At 68.5% G+C, this 17,505-nt stretch carries 15 protein-coding genes; 9 read left to right on the top strand and 6 right to left on the bottom strand.

The features are described 5' to 3' along the window. Window position 1: 1 nt before the first annotated feature. Complete coding sequence (locus LDO27_RS15480) at window positions 2-1,234, top strand: metal-dependent hydrolase family protein (protein ID WP_224042628.1); 1,233 nt, start codon at window positions 2-4, stop codon at window positions 1,232-1,234. A 65-nt stretch (window positions 1,235-1,299) separates the two neighbouring features. Continuing rightward, complete coding sequence (locus LDO27_RS15475) at window positions 1,300-2,202, top strand: LysR substrate-binding domain-containing protein (protein WP_222208520.1); 903 nt, start codon at window positions 1,300-1,302, stop codon at window positions 2,200-2,202. Window positions 2,203-2,208: 6 nt separating this feature from the next. On the opposite strand, the gene LDO27_RS15470 is transcribed toward LDO27_RS15475, so the two are convergent. Next, the gene (locus tag LDO27_RS15470) at window positions 2,209-3,087 is read right to left on the bottom strand and encodes a LysR family transcriptional regulator (RefSeq protein WP_222208522.1); all 879 of its coding nucleotides are present in this window, start codon (window positions 3,085-3,087) and stop codon (window positions 2,209-2,211) included. Window positions 3,088-3,208: 121 nt separating this feature from the next. Here LDO27_RS15470 and LDO27_RS15465 point away from each other — a divergent pair, with 121 nt between their 5' ends. Continuing rightward, window positions 3,209-3,604: a tautomerase family protein gene (locus LDO27_RS15465; protein WP_224042627.1), complete on the top strand. Its 396-nt coding sequence runs from the start codon at window positions 3,209-3,211 to the stop codon at window positions 3,602-3,604. Window positions 3,605-3,724: 120 nt separating this feature from the next. Then, the gene (locus LDO27_RS15460) at window positions 3,725-4,558 is read left to right on the top strand and encodes an aldo/keto reductase (protein WP_224042625.1); all 834 of its coding nucleotides are present in this window, start codon (window positions 3,725-3,727) and stop codon (window positions 4,556-4,558) included. A 13-nt stretch (window positions 4,559-4,571) separates the two neighbouring features. On the opposite strand, the gene LDO27_RS15455 is transcribed toward LDO27_RS15460, so the two are convergent. After that, window positions 4,572-5,075, bottom strand: coding sequence for an Lrp/AsnC family transcriptional regulator (locus tag LDO27_RS15455; protein ID WP_222208527.1), 504 nt, complete (start codon window positions 5,073-5,075; stop codon window positions 4,572-4,574). Window positions 5,076-5,247: 172 nt separating this feature from the next. Between LDO27_RS15455 and LDO27_RS15450 the strand changes: the two genes are divergently transcribed. Continuing rightward, window positions 5,248-8,844, top strand: coding sequence for an indolepyruvate ferredoxin oxidoreductase family protein (locus LDO27_RS15450; protein ID WP_224042624.1), 3,597 nt, complete (start codon window positions 5,248-5,250; stop codon window positions 8,842-8,844). 66 nt (window positions 8,845-8,910) lie between these two features. On the opposite strand, the gene LDO27_RS15445 is transcribed toward LDO27_RS15450, so the two are convergent. After that, window positions 8,911-9,354: a hypothetical protein gene (locus tag LDO27_RS15445; RefSeq protein WP_222208531.1), complete on the bottom strand. Its 444-nt coding sequence runs from the start codon at window positions 9,352-9,354 to the stop codon at window positions 8,911-8,913. Window positions 9,355-9,671: 317 nt separating this feature from the next. Between LDO27_RS15445 and LDO27_RS15440 the strand changes: the two genes are divergently transcribed. The 3 genes from LDO27_RS15440 (at window position 9,672) to LDO27_RS15430 (ending at window position 11,823) form a co-directional block, all read left to right on the top strand. After that, complete coding sequence (locus LDO27_RS15440) at window positions 9,672-10,265, top strand: BPSL1445 family SYLF domain-containing lipoprotein (protein WP_224042622.1); 594 nt, start codon at window positions 9,672-9,674, stop codon at window positions 10,263-10,265. 270 nt (window positions 10,266-10,535) lie between these two features. Further along, window positions 10,536-11,435, top strand: coding sequence for a recombination-associated protein RdgC (locus LDO27_RS15435; protein WP_224042621.1), 900 nt, complete (start codon window positions 10,536-10,538; stop codon window positions 11,433-11,435). A gap of 25 nt (window positions 11,436-11,460) precedes the next feature. After that, window positions 11,461-11,823 (top strand): translation initiation factor Sui1, encoded by a 363-nt coding sequence (locus tag LDO27_RS15430; protein WP_222208537.1) that lies wholly within the window; start codon window positions 11,461-11,463, stop codon window positions 11,821-11,823. On the opposite strand, the gene LDO27_RS15425 is transcribed toward LDO27_RS15430, so the two are convergent. The 3 genes from LDO27_RS15425 to LDO27_RS15415 form a co-directional block, all read right to left on the bottom strand. After that, window positions 11,820-12,650: a hypothetical protein gene (locus tag LDO27_RS15425; protein ID WP_224042619.1), complete on the bottom strand. Its 831-nt coding sequence runs from the start codon at window positions 12,648-12,650 to the stop codon at window positions 11,820-11,822. The genes LDO27_RS15430 and LDO27_RS15425 overlap by 4 nt on opposite strands. A gap of 184 nt (window positions 12,651-12,834) precedes the next feature. Continuing rightward, window positions 12,835-14,043, bottom strand: coding sequence for a ribonucleotide-diphosphate reductase subunit beta (locus LDO27_RS15420; protein ID WP_222208541.1), 1,209 nt, complete (start codon window positions 14,041-14,043; stop codon window positions 12,835-12,837). Between the two features lie 82 nt (window positions 14,044-14,125). After that, entirely contained in the window at window positions 14,126-17,062 is a 2,937-nt protein-coding gene (locus tag LDO27_RS15415; RefSeq protein WP_222208542.1) for a ribonucleoside-diphosphate reductase subunit alpha, read from the bottom strand. A 30-nt stretch (window positions 17,063-17,092) separates the two neighbouring features. Here LDO27_RS15415 and LDO27_RS15410 point away from each other — a divergent pair, with 30 nt between their 5' ends. Beyond that, on the top strand, window positions 17,093-17,380 hold the full coding sequence (locus LDO27_RS15410; RefSeq protein ID WP_224042618.1) for a hypothetical protein: 288 nt from the start codon (window positions 17,093-17,095) through the stop codon (window positions 17,378-17,380). The last annotated feature ends 125 nt before the right edge of the window (window positions 17,381-17,505 follow it).

The following is a 17,505-nucleotide window of genomic DNA, read 5'->3' as shown; positions in this document are numbered from 1 at the left end:
TATGACTCGCATCCTTATCTCGGGCGGCAACGTCCTGGACCCGGCACAGGGCAAGATGCTGCCCCGCCATGACGTGCTGATCGACGGCGACCGCATCGTCCAGGTGTCCGCCACGCCCATCGACGCGCCGGATGCCCAGCGCATCGACGCCGGCGGCAAGACGGTGATGCCCGGCCTGATCGACTGCCATGTGCACGTGCTCGCGTCGCTCGCCAATCTCGGCCTCAACGCCGTGCAGCCCAATGTGCTGGTGGCGATCCGCGCGCTTCCGATCCTCAAGGCGATGCTCTCGCGCGGCTTCACCACGGTGCGCGACGCCGGCGGCGCGGACTGGGGCCTGTCGCAGGCGGTGGCCACCGGGCTGGTGCCCGGCCCGCGCATCTTCCCGTCGGGCAAGGCGCTGTCGCAGACCGGCGGCCACGGCGACTTCCGCCCGCGGTCCGACGTGCTGGAGCCGTGCTCGTGCGCCTTCCGCGCCGGCGCCATCGGCCGCGTGGTCGACGGTGTCGACGCCGTGCGGCTGGCGGTGCGCGAGGAGATCCAGAAGGGCGCCACGCAGATCAAGATCATGGCCTCGGGCGGCGTGGCATCGCCCACCGACCCCATCGGCAACACGCAGTACAGCGAGGACGAGATCCGCGCGATCGTGGCCGAGGCCGAGGCGGCCCAGACCTATGTGATGGCGCACGCCTACACGCCGCGCGCCATCATCCGCGCGGTGCGCTGCGGCGTGCGGACCATCGAACACGGCAACCTGGTGGACCGGGAAGCGGCCGAGGTCATGCGCAAGCATGGCGCCTTCGTCGTGCCCACGCTGGTGACCTACGACGCGCTCGCCCGCGACGGCGCGCGGCTGGGCCTGCCGGCCGACTCGGTGGCCAAGATCGAGACCGTGCGCCAGGCCGGCCGCGACTCGCTGCGCATCTATGCCGAGGCCGGCGTGCCGATGGGCTTCGGCTCCGACCTGCTGGGCGAGATGCACGACTACCAGCTCGACGAGTTCCGCATCCGTGCCGAGATGCTGGGCAACCTGGAGGCGATCCGCTCGGCCACCACCATCGCCGCCACCATCCTGCAGCGCGACGGCGAACTGGGCACGGTGGCCGCCGGCGCGCTGGCCGACGTGCTGGTGGTCGACGGCGATCCGCTGGCCGACATCGGCGTGCTGACGGGCCAGGGCGAACGCATCGACGTGGTCGTGCAGAACGGCCGCGTGCACCGGCGCGCCGCCTGAACGCTGCGCACGCGGCGGTCGCGACCGTCTATCATGGCGGCTCCATCGCTTCCCCCGCGTGCGTCATGCGCATTTCCCCCCTGCCTCCCCTGCCCTGCCTGGTCGCCTTCGAGGCCGCCATGCGCCAGGGCAGCTTCACCCGTGCCGCCGCCGAACTGCACCTCACGCAGAGCGCCATCAGCCGGCAGGTAGCCCAGCTCGAACGCTTCCTCGGCAAGAAACTGTTCGTGCGCGAGCCGCGCGCGTTGCGGCTGACCGTCAGCGGCCAGCGCTATGCCGAGCAGGTCCAGCGGCTGCTGGTCGGCTGCGCCGAGGCCACCGAAGAGGTGATGAAGCGCAAGGGCCCGACCGAGCTGACGGTGGCCTGCTCGTCCGGCGTGGCGGTGCTGTGGCTGACGCCGCGGCTGGCGCGTTTCCGCGCCGCCCATCCCGACTACCACCTGCGCCTGATCGTCAACGACAGCCTGGCCTCGCTGTCCGATACCGAGTTCGACATCGGCATGTACTACCTGCGCGGCGGACCGCCGCCGGGACTGTCGGCGCGCCGGCTCTACGACGAGGAAGTGTTCCCTGTTTGCGCGCCGCACTATCTGAATGGGCGCAGGCTGCGGCCCGCCGACCTGCCGGGCGAAACGCTGTTGATGCTCGAGGACGGCCAGCGCCAGTGGATGTCGTGGCAAACCTGGCTTGCCCACAACGGAGTGCCGGACGCGCGGTCCGCGAACGCCATGGTGGCCAACCAGTACCCGATCCTGCTGCAGCTGGCGATGGAGGGCCAGGGCATCGCGCTGGCCTGGCGCCATATGATCGACGCCTGCCTGCGCGAGGGGCTGCTGGTGCGCGCCTGCGACGCGGCGGCCAGCCTGGGCGGCGGCTACTACGCGCTGTGGCCGCAGGACCGGGTCGAGACAGCGTCCGCGCGCGCGTTCCGCAACTGGCTGGTGCGGCAGAGCGCGGCGGAAGGCTGACGCCTCTCAGCCGAACTGCGCGGCCAGGGCTTCCCGCGCCTGCCCGATCAGGGCGGACTCGCCGCGCCGGGGCGGCAGCAGGCAGAACTCCACCGGCGGCAGCGCCGGCAGCCGCCGCGCCGCCGCGGCGCGCCCGTCCAGCCGCGCGATGCCCGGCCCGATCGCCGATTCGTTCAGGCACGACACGCCCAGCCCCGCCGCCAGCGCCAGCTGCAAGCCGGCCACTCCCGACGCCGAATGCGCCATCACATGCGGCACGCGCGAGCGCGTCAGCGCCTGCACCACGTACTGGTGCAGCGAACAGGTATCCGGCAGCAGCACCATCGGCAACGGTGACGGCATGGCGTCGGCCTCGCCCTGCGCCGCGACCCACGCCAGTGCCTCGCGGCGCAACGCGATGCCGCGCGCCGCTGGCCCCCCGCCTCGCTTGCCCACGATGCGCATGGTCAGGCCGATATCGAACTGGTCCATGGCATCCGCGGCCTCGATCGCCGCGCTCTTCATGACGGTCACGTGCAGGCGCAGATAGGGATAGTGTTCGCGCAGGCGCCGCAGCATGCCGGCGATCTCGCCCGGCCGGTAGTAGTCGGTGATGGCCAGGCGCAGCTCTCCTTCCAGCGCATGCCCCCGCAGGTCCTGCAGCGCGACCGCGCTCAGGTCCAGGATGCGGCGCGCGTACTCGAGCAGGCGCAGCCCCGCCGCGGTGGGCACCGCCCCCTTCTTGCCGCGCGTGAGCAGCGGCACGCCGGCGCGCTCCTCCAGCTTGCGCAGCTGTTCGCTGACCGACGACTGGGACAGGTACAGCCGCGGCGCCGCCGCCGACAGGCTGCCGCTGTCGGCCACCACGACAAGGGTGCGCAGCTGGTCGAGGTCGAATCCACGCATGGCTTTGTTTCGCTTTATCCGATGGTTGGCATCGGAACTTCCCGCTTTTCCGATGGCTGATGGCAGCTTAGCATGGCTTCACCGGATGGCAATCCGCCGCCGTCGACCAGGAGGAAAGACCATGCCACACATCAATCTGCAGATCTCCGGCAAGCCCGATGCCGCGCTGACCGAACGCGCCGCCGGCGCGGTGGCCGCGCTGACCGAGAGCGTACTGGGCAAGCGCCCGGAACTGATCGCCATCACCGTCCAGTACATCGAGCGGGAGGCATGGATCATCGCCGGCAAGCCGCTGTCCGCGCGCGGCCGCAACGCCTTCCATCTCGATATCAGCGTGACCGACGAGACCAACACCAAGGTCGAGAAGGCGCGCTACCTGCAAGCCGTGTACCAGGCGCTGTCGGAGCTGATCGGCGATGTGCACCCTTGCTCCTATATCCACGTGATCGACGCCCGCGCCGCGGCGTATGGCTATGGCGGCCAGACCCAGGAATACCGCTACCAGCACGCGCAATAGCGAGGCAGCGGTAGCGGGCGCCTTGAGCTTCGCCCACCGATTCGCTACGGTGATGGGGTGGCCGGGCAGTGTCGTGCGGCCGCCCCGTCCCGCCAACCGCTCGATACCGGAAACCATCCCATGAAGCTCGTGCAACTGCCCTCGGGCGAACGCGTACCCGCCCTCGGCATGGGCACCTGGAACCTCGGCGACGATCCCGCCGTGCGCGACGAGGAGATCGCCACGCTGCGGCTGGGCCTGGACCTGGGGCTGCGCCTGATCGACACCGCCGAGATGTATGGCGAAGGGCGCGCCGAGCGCCTGGTCGGCGAGGCCATCGCGGGCCGGCGCGACGAGGCGTTCCTGGTGAGCAAGGTCTATCCGCACAACGCCGGCCGCCGCGATGCGGTGACGGCGTGCGAGCAGAGCCTGCGGCGCCTGGGCACGGACCGCATCGATCTGTATCTGCTGCACTGGCGCGGCACGGTGCCGCTGGCGGAGACGCTCGAAGCCTTTCTCGCGCTGCAGCAGGCGGGGAAGATCCGCCATTTCGGCGTGAGCAATCTGGACCTGGACGATATGCGCGAGCTGTGGTCGCTGCCCGGCGGAGACCAGGTCCAGACCAATCAGGTGCTCTACAACCTCGGACGCCGCGGCATCGAATGGGACCTGCTGCCGTGGCTGCGCGGGCTGCGGATTCCGGTGATGGCGTATTCCCCGATCGAGCAGGCCAGGCTCGCGCGGCATCCGCAGCTGGCCGCCTTCGCCGCCCGGCACGGCATGACGGCGACCCAGGCGGCGCTCGCCTGGCTGCTGGCGCAGGAGGACGTCATCGCCATTCCCAAGACCGCGCGGCCGGAACGACTGCGCCGCAACGCCGTGGCCGCGAGCCGGGCGCTGTCGCCCGAGCAGCTGGCGGAACTGGACCAGCTGTTCCCGCCGCCGCGCGGGCCCAGCCCGCTGGAAATGCTCTGATGCGCGGCGCGGCCTAGCGCGCCCCGTCCGCGGGCCGCCGGGCCGGCCCGATCGGCAGCGGCGCGCCGCTCTTGACCTCGCGCAGCACGATGCTGGAACGGATGCCGGTCACGCCGGGCAGCCGGAACACGATGTTGTGCAGAAAGTCGTCGTAGGCGCGGATATCGGGCGTCAGTACCTTGATGAGGTAGTCGGCCTGCCCCGTGGTGCTGTAGCACTCCACGATCGCCGGGCAGGCGCGCACGGCCGCCTCGAATTCCTCCACCACCGTCTCGCTGTGCCGCGCCAGGTTGATCTCGGCCAGCACGCAGTTCGACAGGCCCACCCGCTCGCGGTCGACCCACACCGTGTAGTTGCGGATCACGCCCGCCTCTTCCATCGCCTTGAGCCGCTTCCAGCAGGGCGTGACCGACAGCCCCACCGCCGCGGACAACTGCTGCAGCGACTGCCGCGCGTCGCGCTGCAATTCGGCAAGGATGCGGCGGGCGTAGTCGTCGAGCAACTCGTCTCTTCTCATGTGCGTCGCTTTTGCGTAAAGGTTTTCTCCAATCTAGCCAATCGGGAGAACAACGAGAAAGCAATTTCTCGACGCGGATACCTACCATTGACGCACGCCCGTCCCCGCGGGCCGCACGCATCAGCCAGAACGGATCGGGCCGGCCGACGCGCCCGCCGCACAGGAGACGCCGATGGATGCCCCCACCGCGCTGCTGGACTACCAGCTTTCGGACAACCTGCGCGCCCCGGGCGGCCAGGTCTTCCTGTCGGGCACACAGGCGCTGGTCCGCCTGGTACTGGAGCAGGCGCGCATGGACAGCGCGCGCGGGCTGGCGACCGGCGGCTTCGTCAGCGGCTATCGGGGCTCGCCGCTGGGCATGGTGGACCAGGCCATGTGGCGCGCCGGCGCGCTGCTGCAGGACGCCGGCGTGCGCTTCGTGCCGGCCATCAACGAAGAACTGGCGGCCACCGCGGTGCTGGGCACGCAGCAGGTCGAACGCGACCCCGCGCGCACGGTCTGCGGGGTCTTCAGCCTCTGGTATGGCAAGGGCCCGGGGGTGGACCGGGCAGGCGACGCCCTCAAGCACGGCAACGCCTACGGCAGTTCGCCGCACGGCGGGGTCCTGGTCGTGGCGGGCGACGACCACGGCTGCGTGTCCTCGTCGATGTCCCACCAGAGCGGGCTGGCGATGCAGGCGTGGTCGATGCCGGTACTCGCGCCGGCCGACGTGGCCGAAACACTCGAATTCGGGCTCTACGGCTGGGCGCTGTCGCGCTACTCCGGCAACTGGGTCGGGCTGACCACGCCGTCGGAGGTCATCGAGAGCGCCACCACCGTGGATCTGGACCGGCTCCACGCCCGCGCCGCCCGCTGGCGCGACGCCGATGCGGTACGGGCGGCCGGCGGCCACGCGCCCCCCGCGGACGGCCTGCACTACCGCTGGCCCGACCTGCCCTCGCCGCGCATCGAAATCCGGCTAGGCGCCAAGCTGGCCGCGGTGCGCGCGTTCGCCGCCATCAACAGCATCGATCGCACCATCGTGGAGGCGCCCGAGGCGCGCGCGGGCATCGTTACCTGCGGCAAGGCGCATCACGACCTGATGGAGGTGTTCCGGCGGCTGGGCATCGCCCCCGAGGCGCTGGCCGCCGCAGGCATCCGGATCTACAAGCTCGGCCTCGCCTACCCCGTCGAGCCGACGCGGCTGCTCGCGTTCGCGCGCGGACTCGACGAGATCCTGGTGGTCGAGGAAAAGGGGCCGCTCGTCGAACAGCAGTTGCGCTCGCTCTTCTACAACGCGCCGCAGGGCGTGCGTCCGGCCATCGCCGGCAAGCTGGACCGCGACGGCCATCCGCTGCTGCCCGAGCGCGAGGAACTGCGCCCCTCGCGGCTGATGGCGCCCGTCGCCGACTGGCTGGCGCGGCTCGCCCATGCGCTGGACCGGCGCGCGCTGGTGCCGCTGTTCAGCGAGCATCCGCTGCTGTCCAACGCAGCCGACGCGGTGCGCCGCCAGCCCTTCTTCTGCCCGGGCTGCCCGCACAACACCTCGACCCGCGTCCCGGAGGGATCGCGCGCGCAGGCGGGCATCGGCTGCCATTTCATGGCGAGCTGGATGGACCGCGAGACCTCGGGCCTGATCCAGATGGGCGGCGAGGGCGTGGACTGGGTCTCGCACAGCCTGTTCACCGCGACGCCGCACGTGTTCCAGAACCTGGGCGACGGCACCTACTACCACTCCGGCTATCTCGCCATCCGGCAGGCCGTGGCCGCCGGCACGCGCATCACCTACAAGATCCTGTGCAACGACGCGGTCGCCATGACCGGCGGCCAGCCGGTGGACGGTCCGCTGACGGTCGACGCCGTGGCGCGCCAGGTGGCCGCCGAGGGGGTGTCCCGCGTGGTGGTGGTTGGCGAGGACCTGGAGCGCCTGCTCGCGATGCAGCAGCGCTTTCCGCCCGGCACCGCGCTCCATGGGCGCGATGCGCTGGACGCGGTGCAGCGCAAGCTGCGGAAGGCGCCGGGCGTCAGCGTGCTGATCTACGAGCAGACGTGCGCGGCCGAATTGCGGCGCCGCCGCAAGAGCGGGCGCGTGCCCGACCCGCCGCGGCGGCTCTTCATCAACGATGCGGTGTGCGAAGGCTGCGGCGATTGCTCGGTGCAGTCCAACTGCCTGGCCGTGCAGCCGCTGGAGACGCCGCTCGGCCGCAAGCGGCGCATCGACCAGGCCAGCTGCAACAAGGACTATTCCTGCGTGAAGGGCTTCTGCCCCAGCTTCGTCACGGTCAGGGGCGGCACGCTGCGCCGGCCCGCCGGCATCGGCAGCGGCGAGGGCGAGGCGCCGCTGGGCGCCCTCGCCGCCCGCCTGCCGCCGCCCCAGGCGCGCGTGTCGCCGGGGCCCTTCGACATCCTGGTGGCGGGCGTGGGCGGCACCGGCATCGTCACGGTCGGCGCGCTGATCGCCATGGCGGCGCACCTGGAGCGGCGCGTCGCCAGCGTGCTCGACTTCATGGGCTTTGCGCAGAAGGGCGGCGCGGTGCTGTCCTTCGTGCGGCTCGCCGACGGGCCGCAATGGCTGAACCAGGCGCGCATCGACGCGCAGCAGGCCGACGCCATCGTCGCCTGCGACCTCGCGGTCGGCGCCTCGCCCGACGTCGCGATGACCATCGCCCCACGGCGCACGCAGGTCATCGTCAATACGCACGAGACGCCGGTGGCCGCCTTCCTGCGCGATCCGGACGCCGACCTGCATGCGGACGACCTGCTCGCCAAGCTGCGGCATGCGGCGGGCTCCGGCGGTGTGGACACGCTGGACGCGCATGCCCTGTGCACCGCCTTCCTGGGCGGCACGGTGGCGGCCAACATCGTGCTGCTGGGCTTCGCGTGGCAGAAGGGTCTGGTGCCGGTATCGCTGGCCGCGCTGACCCGCGCGATCGAACTGAACGAGGTGGCCGTCGGGGCGAATCTGGAGGCGTTGGCGCTGGGCCGCCTCGCCGCGGCCGATCCCGCAACCCTGCACCGGCTCGGCGCGCCCGGCCACGGCCGGCCCGCGCCGTCATCGGAGGACCAGCCGCTCGAGGCGCTGATCGCCGACCGCGAGGCGCTGCTGACGGCGTACCAGGACGCCCGCTACGCTCGGCGCTATCGGGACCTGGTGGACACGGTGGCGCAAGCGGAAGCGCGCATTGCCGCGCCCGGCGCTCCGCTGCGTCTCACCCGCGCGGTGGCCGCGCAATATGCCCGCCTGCTGGCCTACAAGGACGAGTACGAGGTGGCGCGGCTCTACACCGACGGGGAATTCCGGCGCAGGCTGCAGGCCCAGTTCGACGGCCCGTTCGCCATCGCCTTCCACTTCGCGCCGCCATGGTTGGCACGACATGGCGCCGACGGCGCGGCGCCGCGCAAGATCGAGGTCGGCCAGTGGCTGTGGCCGGCGCTGCGCTGGCTCGCCAAAGGCAAGCGCCTGCGCGGCACCCGCTTCGACCCGTTCGGGCGCTCGTCCGAGCGGCGGCTGGAGCGACGGCTGGCAAGCGAATACGACGGCCTCCTGCGCGCGCTGTTGCCGCACCTGAGCGCCGGCAATCTGGCGCTTGCCGCCGAGATCGCGCTGGTGCCCGCGCGGATACGCGGCTTCGGCCACGTCAAGCTCGCCAGCCACGCGCTGGCCTCGGCGCGCCTTGCCGAGTTACTGCATCGGTTCGACCCGGCGCGCTATCCGCGCCCGGAGCGGGCCGGGACCGCCGCGGGACAACTGCGCGGCATCCCGATCGCGCGGGAGCCGGCGCCGCATTGAGGCGGCCACCATGCAAAAGGCCGCCATGCAGGCGGCCCGGAGTATGGCTGGATAGGACGAAGGAGATTAGCGCCGCGCCGTCACCGCGCGCTCGTACTCGACGTGCTTGACCAGGTAGGCGCGGGTCTTGTCCTCGGTATCGCGGATCATCCGCTCGGTGGCCTGCTTGGCGCTGGCGCGGCCGTGCGAGGACACCATCTGGGCGTTGAGGTAGTCGCGGAAGGAACTGCGCACGGCCTCCAGTTCCTCGCGGCACGACTTCATCGCGGCCGCCGCGACCTTCTGCGTATTGTCCGAGCCGCGGGCACCGGCTTCGGCCTTTTCCTTGGTGCACAGGGTATAGCGCTGCCGCAGCATCTGCCATTCGGCCGGCTGGGCCGACGCCACCGCGGCCTGCGCGGTGGCCGCATCCTGGGCCGCTTCGGCGGCGGCTTCGCCGTTGGTGGGCGCTTGCGAGGCGCAGGCTGCTAGAAGCAGAAGGACGGGCGCGAGGGCGAGGGCTTTTTGCATGCGGGATGGACAGTACGACACAACCACGGTTCCGCCAAAAGTTCCGTTAAGTTGTGTCAGGAGTTTGCAAGGTGCCGTGTAGGACAGATACCGCTCCCCGGCCGCTGTCCGTCCTACAGCGATTGTGCTCTTTGCTTTGTATATTGCTCAGGCGAGCAAGACAAGTCGGACGACGCGAATCCGGGCAGCGCACCTTGCAGCCCGCGAGACACGCCCGCGGGACTTGTCAGCTTCTTGACCTATCTTGGCCTTGCGGGAGCCAGGGCGGCCCGGATGGGATTTGCATCGCGAGATGCAAGGACAAACAGGAGAACAACATGGAACGCAGACAATTCCTAAGTGCAGGCGCTGGTGCGGGCCTGAGCGTGGCACTGGCCGGCAGCGGCCTGCTGCTCGGCGCGTGCACGACCACCAAGGATGCGCCGAAGGACAAGGCGGCGGCACGCCGCGAGATCGATGCCGGCGTCGAAGCGACGCTGAACCGCCTGTACACCACCGTCAATGGCTCGCGCGACCTCGGGAACAAGGCCCGCGGCATTCTGGTCTTCCCGCGCACGCTGTCGGCCGGCTTCTTCGTGGGCGGCGAATATGGCGACGGCGCGCTGCGCGTGGGCAATGCCACGCGTGGTTACTACCGCACCATCTCCGGCTCGCTGGGCTGGCAGATCGGCGCGCAGTCGAAGGCGCTGATCTTCATGTTCATGACGCAGGACGCGCTGGACAAGTTCGTCAAGAGCGAGGGCTGGGCGGCCGGCGTCGATGCCACCGTGGCCGTGGCCAAGGTCGGTGCCAACGGCGCGATCGACACCAACACGGCGCAGCAGCCGGTGATCGGCTTCGCGATGACCAACGCCGGTCTGATGGCGGGCCTGAGCCTCGAAGGCACCAAGATCACCCGCCTGGACATCTGAGCGCGCAGGGCGCGTGCCGACTTCGCGCCGGCCTCGCCGGCGAGAGAGGGGCACGGGAGACAGAAGCAGCGCCGGCGTGGCCGGCCCGCTGCCCGCTCTCTCCCCTGTCCCTTTCGCCTCGTTTACCGCCGGACTCGCCGGCCTTTCTCCGTTCCCCACCGCCTTTGCGGCGCAGGCGAGCGCAGCGCACGCTTTCCGCCGCTGTTACACAACCGGGCTTTTTCCCGCGTCTCCCTTGTCGGTAGAATTCGTCCCTTTGGCCGAATTCCCATGTGGTTCAAGAATCTTCAGCTGCACCGTTTTTCCGCGCCGTGGACGCTGGGCGCCGATGAGATCGAGCAATTCCTGGCGCGCCATGCCTTCTACCCCGGCACGAGCCTGGAGATGCAGACCCAGGGCTGGGCGCCCGTACGCGACAACGGTCCCCTCGCCCATTGCGTCGGCAAGCAGATCCTCTTGACCATGCGCGCCGAGAAGAAGCTGCTGCCGACCACCGTGGTCAATCAGGTGACCAAGGCGCGCGCCGCGGAAATCGAGGAGCAGCAGGGCTTCAAGCCCGGCCGCAAGCAGATGAAGGAACTGAAGGAACAGATCACCGAGGAACTGTTGCCGCGCGCCTTCAGCATCCGGCGCGATACCCGCGTCTGGATCGACCCCGTGGGCGGCTGGCTCGCCATCGACGCCGCCAGCCCGGCCAAGGCGGACGAAGTGCGCACGCTGCTGTTCAAGGCCCTCGATCCGCTGCCGCTGATCAACCTGCACGTCAACCAGTCGCCGGTGGCGGCAATGACCGACTGGCTGTCCAGCGACACCGCGCCCGCCGGCTTCACCGTCGACCAGGAAATCGAGCTGCAGGCCAGCGCCGAGAGCAAGGCCACGGTGCGCTACGTGCGCCATCCGCTGGAGCCCGAGGAGCTGCGCCGCCATATCGCCGCGGGCAAGCGCTGCACGCGCCTGGCCATGACATGGAACGACCGCGTGTCCTTCGTGCTGACCGACTCGCTGGCCGTCAAGCGCGTGGCGCCGCTGGACGTGCTCAAGGAACAGAACGATGGCACGGCGCGCGACGACGACGAACGCTTCGATGCCGATTTCACGCTGATGGCGGGGGAGTTGTCGAAGATGCTCGACGACCTGACCGAAGCGCTGGGCGGCGAACGCAAGGTCTGACGGGCACGCACGCTGTGACAACACCATGAATTCTCGCAAGTCTTCAGGCGGCCTTGTCTACTCCACCGAACACGGCCGGATGTGCCCCGGCTGCGGCAAACCCGCCGCGCAATGCGTCTGCGGCAAGGCGCCGGCCGTACCCAGCGGCGACGGCATCGTACGCGTGTCGCTCGACACCAAGGGGCGCAAGGGCAAGGGCGTGACCCTGGTCACCGGCGTGCTGCTCGACGCCATCGCGCTTGCCAGGCTTGGCAAGGAACTGAAGGCGGCGTGCGGCTCGGGCGGCACCGTCAAGGACGGCGTGATCGAGATCCAGGGTGACCATCGCGAGCTGGTGGTCAGCAGGCTGCAGGCTCAGGGGTTTACGGTCAAGCGCGCTGGCGGCTAGCTGGAAGGACCCCAGCCCGGCAGCCAGCCAGCATTGCCCGCGCACGGGACCCCATCCTCGGTCCCATCCTTGAACCCGTACTCCTCCAGCGAAGGGTAGAGCCTGCCACCGGGGGGCCGTCCCGCACCGGGCTGAGGCGCCTCGCTTTCCTCGTATGGCGGGGCCGAGGGGACGAGGTCGACGTAAGGGCAGGAGGCCAACTCGGCCTCGTATGGCGGCGCAGACGGGGCGAGGTTGACGCTATGGAGGGAGGCATCGTTGCCCTCGTATGGCGGCGCCGAGGGGGTGTCGCCGATGTACTGATGGGCCGGGAAGCTGTGCGGAGACAATTGTGGTTCCGCCGGAACCTGCCGCAGGATCGTCAGCGTGCCGTCGGCGCAAGGCGGTACTTCCTCCCGCTGCAGCGGGGCGACAGTGCCGCTGGCGAACAACTGCGACAGGTCGCCCGGGAACCCGATCCACGGGCGTTTCATGGAAGGGATGCCGGACTCGTCGATGCACGGGTAGCCTAACGGTGGCCCGATCGGGATGCTGCACACCGGTTCCGCAACGACCCGTCCCACAATGGCCTGCAACTGCCGTCTTGTTGCCGCACGTCCGATGAACGTGAAGAACTTGCGGATCGCGTCAAAAAAGGAATCTGCCTTGAGATCCCGCACGTGGTACCGGCTACCGCGTACCTCGATGGCGAAGCGGTGACCCTTGACCTGAAACGGCTTCCCTTTTTGAAGCGAGATTGTGGGGCCGAAGGGGACAGGCCCGAAACACCAGTTCGACTCGAACTGCGCGACGTTCTTGAAACGCAGCAATGCTGAGATAGCTGTCATGGTAGGGCTCGCTGAGGGAGTGGAAGGGGCGGGCAGCCCCCGGAGCCCGATCCTCTCAGCACCGCACTATGGGCAATTCATCATCAGCCAAACTTCTTTCAGAATTGCACGCTCTCCCATGACCAGCAGGGGGCAGCGGAGCGGGACGTGTCGCAAGAAGTCCGTCCGCCGCTGACGCCAGCCGTCAATCCCAGGACAACGCCCCACCCGTCTGGTACTCGATGACGCGCGTCTCGAAGAAGTTGCGCTCCTTCTTCAGGTCGATCATCTCGCTCATCCACGGGAACGGGTTTTCCTCGTTCGGGAACAGCGGATCGAGGCCGATCTGCTGGCAGCGGCGGTTGCAGATGAAGCGCAGGTAGCTCTTGAACATCGGCGCGTTCAGGCCCAGCACGCCGCGCGGCATGGTGTCCTCGGCGTAGCGGTATTCCAGGTCCACCGCCTTCTTGAACAGTTCGGTGATCTCGGCCTTGAACTCGGCGGTCCACAGGTGCGGGTTCTCGAGCTTGATCTGGTTGATCAGGTCGATGCCGAAGTTGCAGTGCAGCGACTCGTCGCGCAGGATGTACTGGTACTGCTCGGCGGCGCCGGTCATCTTGTTCTGCCGGCCCATCGCCAGGATCTGCGTGAAGCCCACGTAGAAGAACAGGCCTTCCATGATGCAGGCGAACACGATCAGCGACTTGAGCAGCTTCTGGTCGTTCTCCGGCGTGCCGGTCTTGAACGACGGATCGGTCAGCGTGTCGATGAACGGGATCAGGAATTCGTCCTTGTCGCGGATCGACGTTACCTCGTGGTACGCGTTGAAGATCTCGGCCTCGTTCAGGCCCAGCGACTCCACGATGTACTGGTAGGCGTGCGTGTGGATCGCTTCCTCGAAGGCCTGGCGCAGCAGGTACTGGCGGCATTCCGGCGCCGTGATCTGGCGGTAGGTGCCCAGCACGATGTTGTTGGCGGCCAGCGAGTCGGCGGTGACGAAGAAGCCCAGGTTGCGCTTGATGATGCGGCGCTCGTCCTCGGTCAGGCCGTTCGGGTCCTTCCACAGCGCGATATCGCGCGACATGTTGATTTCCTGCGGCATCCAGTGGTTGGCGCAGCCGGCCAGGTACTTTTCCCAGGCCCACTTGTACTTGAACGGCACCAGCTGGTTGACGTCGGTGGAGCCGTTGATCACGCGCTTGTCGGCGGCGTTGACGCGGCGGTCGCTCTGCGCGGCCGCGGCGTTCGGGTTGTTGCCCAGGATGCCGTTGCCCGGCTGGGTGGCGGCCGGCGGCAGCACGCCCTGCTGGTCGGCCGTGACGGCGGCCTGCAGCGCGGGTTGCATCGAAGGTTGAAGCGCAGGCTGCGGGGCAGGCTGCGGGGTGGCTTGAACGTCGTCGTCCCAGCTCAGCATGATGTGGTTCTCCGTGGAATGCTCGGGTGCCGCGCCGCGCCCGCCTCGCATTGGCGCGGGGGCGGGCGGCGCGGGCTACGTATTACTGGCAGGCCTCGCACTCGTCGAAGCCCGGGTCGCCCGGGCGCATCGTGCAGACGGCGCCTTCGGCTTCCGGCATCGCCGGGGCCGACGCGGCGGCGCGGTCCAGGCTCGATGCGGCCATGCCGCCTTCGCTGCCCGACGACACCGCGTTCAGCGAGCCGCGCGACACGGTCGACTTCTCGACGTGGGTGGCCGCCATGGTGCGCAGGTAGTAGGTCGTCTTCAGGCCGCGCAGCCAGGCCAGCTTGTAGGTGTCGTCCAGCTTCTTGCCCGACGCGCCGGCCATGTAGATGTTCAGCGACTGGGCCTGGTCGATCCACTTCTGGCGGCGGCTGGCCGCTTCCACCAGCCAGGTCGGCTCGACCTCGAAGGCGGTGGCGTAGATGGCGCGCACGTCGGCCGGGATGCGGTCGATGCGGGCCAGCGAGCCGTCGAAGTACTTCAGGTCGGCCACCATCACCTCGTCCCACAGGCCGCGTGCCTTCAGGTCGCGCACCAGGTAGTCGTTGACCACCGTGAACTCGCCCGACAGGTTCGACTTCACGTACAGGTTCTGGAACGTGGGCTCGATGCAGGCCGACACGCCGATGATGTTCGAGATGGTCGCGGTCGGGGCGATCGCGATGCAGTTCGAATTGCGCATGCCATGCTGCTTGATGCGGGCGCGCAGCTTGTCCCAGTCCATCGTCGACGACTGGTCCACTTCCAGGTAGCCGCCGCGCTCTTGCGCCAGCAGCTTCAGCGAGTCCTGCGGCAGGATGCCGCGATCCCACAGCGAGCCCTCGTAGGTGCTGTAGCGGCCGCGCTCCTCGGCCAGCTCGGTGGAGGCCTGGTAGGCGTAGTAGCACACCGCTTCCATCGAGGTATCGGCGAACTGGACGGCCTCGTTGCTGGCGTACGGCAGGCGCAGCACGTGCAGGCAATCCTGGAAGCCCATGATGCCCATGCCGACCGGACGATGGCGCAGGTTCGAATTGCGCGCCTTGTCCACCGCGTAGTAGTTGATGTCGATCACGTTGTCGAGCATGCGCATCGCGGTGCGGATGGTCTTTTCCAGCTTGGCGTGGTCGAGCACCTTGGTGCCGTTCGGGCCGTCCGTCAGGTGGGCCACCAGGTTCACCGAACCGAGGTTGCACACCGCGATTTCGCTGTCATTGGTGTTCAGCGTGATTTCGGTGCACAGGTTCGAGCTGTGGACGACGCCGACGTGCTGCTGCGGGCTGCGGATATTGCACGGGTCCTTGAACGTGATCCACGGATGGCCGGTCTCGAACAGCATGCCCAGCATCTTGCGCCACAGCTGCATGGCGGGGATCTTCTTGTGCAGCTTCAGCTCGCCGCGCGCCGCCTTGGCTTCGTAGCCCAGGTAGGCTTCCTCGAACGCCTTGCCGACCTTGTCGTGCAGGTCCGGGCAGGTGGCGGGCGAGAACAGCGTCCATTCGCCGTTTTCCATCACGCGCTTCATGAACAGGTCGGGAATCCAGTTCGCCGTGTTCATGTCGTGCGTGCGGCGGCGGTCGTCGCCGGTGTTCTTGCGCAGCTCGAGGAATTCCTCGATGTCCAGGTGCCACGTCTCCAGGTACGCGCACACCGCGCCCTTGCGCTTGCCGCCCTGGTTGACCGCCACCGCGGTGTCGTTGACGACCTTCAGGAACGGCACCACGCCCTGCGACTTGCCGTTGGTGCCCTTGATGTGCGAGCCCAGCGCGCGCACGTTGGTCCAGTCGTTGCCCAGGCCGCCGGCGAACTTGGACAGCAGCGCGTTTTCCTTCAGCGCCTCGTAGATGCCTTCGAGGTCGTCCGACACGGTGGTCAGGTAACACGACGACAGCTGCGAGCGGCGGGTGCCCGAGTTGAACAGCGTGGGCGTGGACGACATGAAGTCGAACGACGACAGCAGCTGGTAGAACTCGATGGCGCGCGCCTCACGGTCCTTCTCGTTCAGCGCCAGGCCCATCGCCACGCGCATGAAGAACGCCTGCGGCATCTCGATGCGCTGCTCGTCGATATGCAGGAAGTAGCGGTCGTACAGCGTCTGCAGGCCGAGGTAGTTGAACTGGAAGTCGCGTTGCGCGTCCAGCGCGGCGCCCAGCTTGGCCAGGTCGAACGTGGCGAGCTTCTCGTCCAGCAGTTCGGCCTCGATGCCGCGCGCGATGAACTTCGGGAAATATTCGGCGTAGCGGCTGACCATCTGGCTCTGGGTCACTTCCTCGCCCAGGATTTCCTTGCGGATGGTGTGCAGCAGGATGCGGGCCGTGACCTGGCTGTAGGCCGGGTCCTTCTCGATCAGGGTACGAGCGGCCAGGATGGCCGAGTCGTAGACCTGGCTCAGGGGCACGCCGTCGTACAGGTTCTTCAGCGTTTCCTTCAGGATCGGCTCGGCGTCGACACTGCCGCCCAGGCCGGCGCAGGCGTTGTCGATCAGGCTGTGCAGCGCGCCGACATCCAGCGCGAACGTCTTGCCGCCATCGGTCACGTTGACCGACACGCCGCCCTGCTGCACGCGGGCCACGGCCTGCGCGTTGGCCTGTGCGCGTTCCTGGTTGCGCTTCTCGCGGTACAGCACGTAGGCGCGGGCCACTTCATGTTCGCCCGAGCGCATCAGCGCCAGCTCGACGTGGTCCTGCACGTCCTCGATGTGGAAGGTGCCACCATTGGGGCGGCTGCGCACCAGCGCGCGCACCACGTTGCCCGTCAGGCCCTCGACCAGCTCGCGCACGCGCGCCGAACCCGCGCCCTGCCCGCCGTTCACGGCGAGGAAGGCCTTGGTCATCGCCACCGAGATCTTGCTCGGCTCGAAGGCGACCACGGCGCCATTGCGGCGGATGATCTTGTAGTCCAGGTAGGTACCGGATGCTTGCGCAGCAGCGGGGCTCGGCTGCGCGATCCCTGCCTGGCCGGCGTTGCCGGTGAATTCCTGTTGGGCCGTCTGCATGATGGACTCCTGTTTTTGCAACCAGTGTTATTGATCGACAAATTGAGCGAATTGACCAAACAGCCGCCCTCCCCGCTCGCAACGGCAAAAGCTCCGCCACCGCGCGGACGTACCGGCGGAGGACTGCTTGGCTTGCGACGCTTTGAAAGGCTTGCTGTTGATTTGCCGGCCGGGCTTGCTGCCACCGCGACGCGTGGAAAGCTGCACACGCGCACATTGACGGTGGAGCGTGACGGCTTGGTGACGAACGCTGCACGCCTAGGCCGGCTCCCCGAAAACACCACTAGATGTAGTGGTCGTAACGAAAAGCTGGACTAAGTATAGTGAAATCAACTGGCTTGACCAGTCTTGACAAGCCGCGTTTGTGGCCGGGATGTGTCACCCGAGGCGACGCCATCGGCCGCCAAACCAAGCCCGGCAAGGAAACCGGCGACTTTGTGGGG

It is taken from the genome of Cupriavidus respiraculi, assembly GCF_914271545.1.
GTDB lineage: Bacteria > Pseudomonadota > Gammaproteobacteria > Burkholderiales > Burkholderiaceae > Cupriavidus > Cupriavidus respiraculi.
Note: the sequence above shows the minus strand (reverse complement) of the source record. Positions and strands in the feature narration are given on the sequence as shown.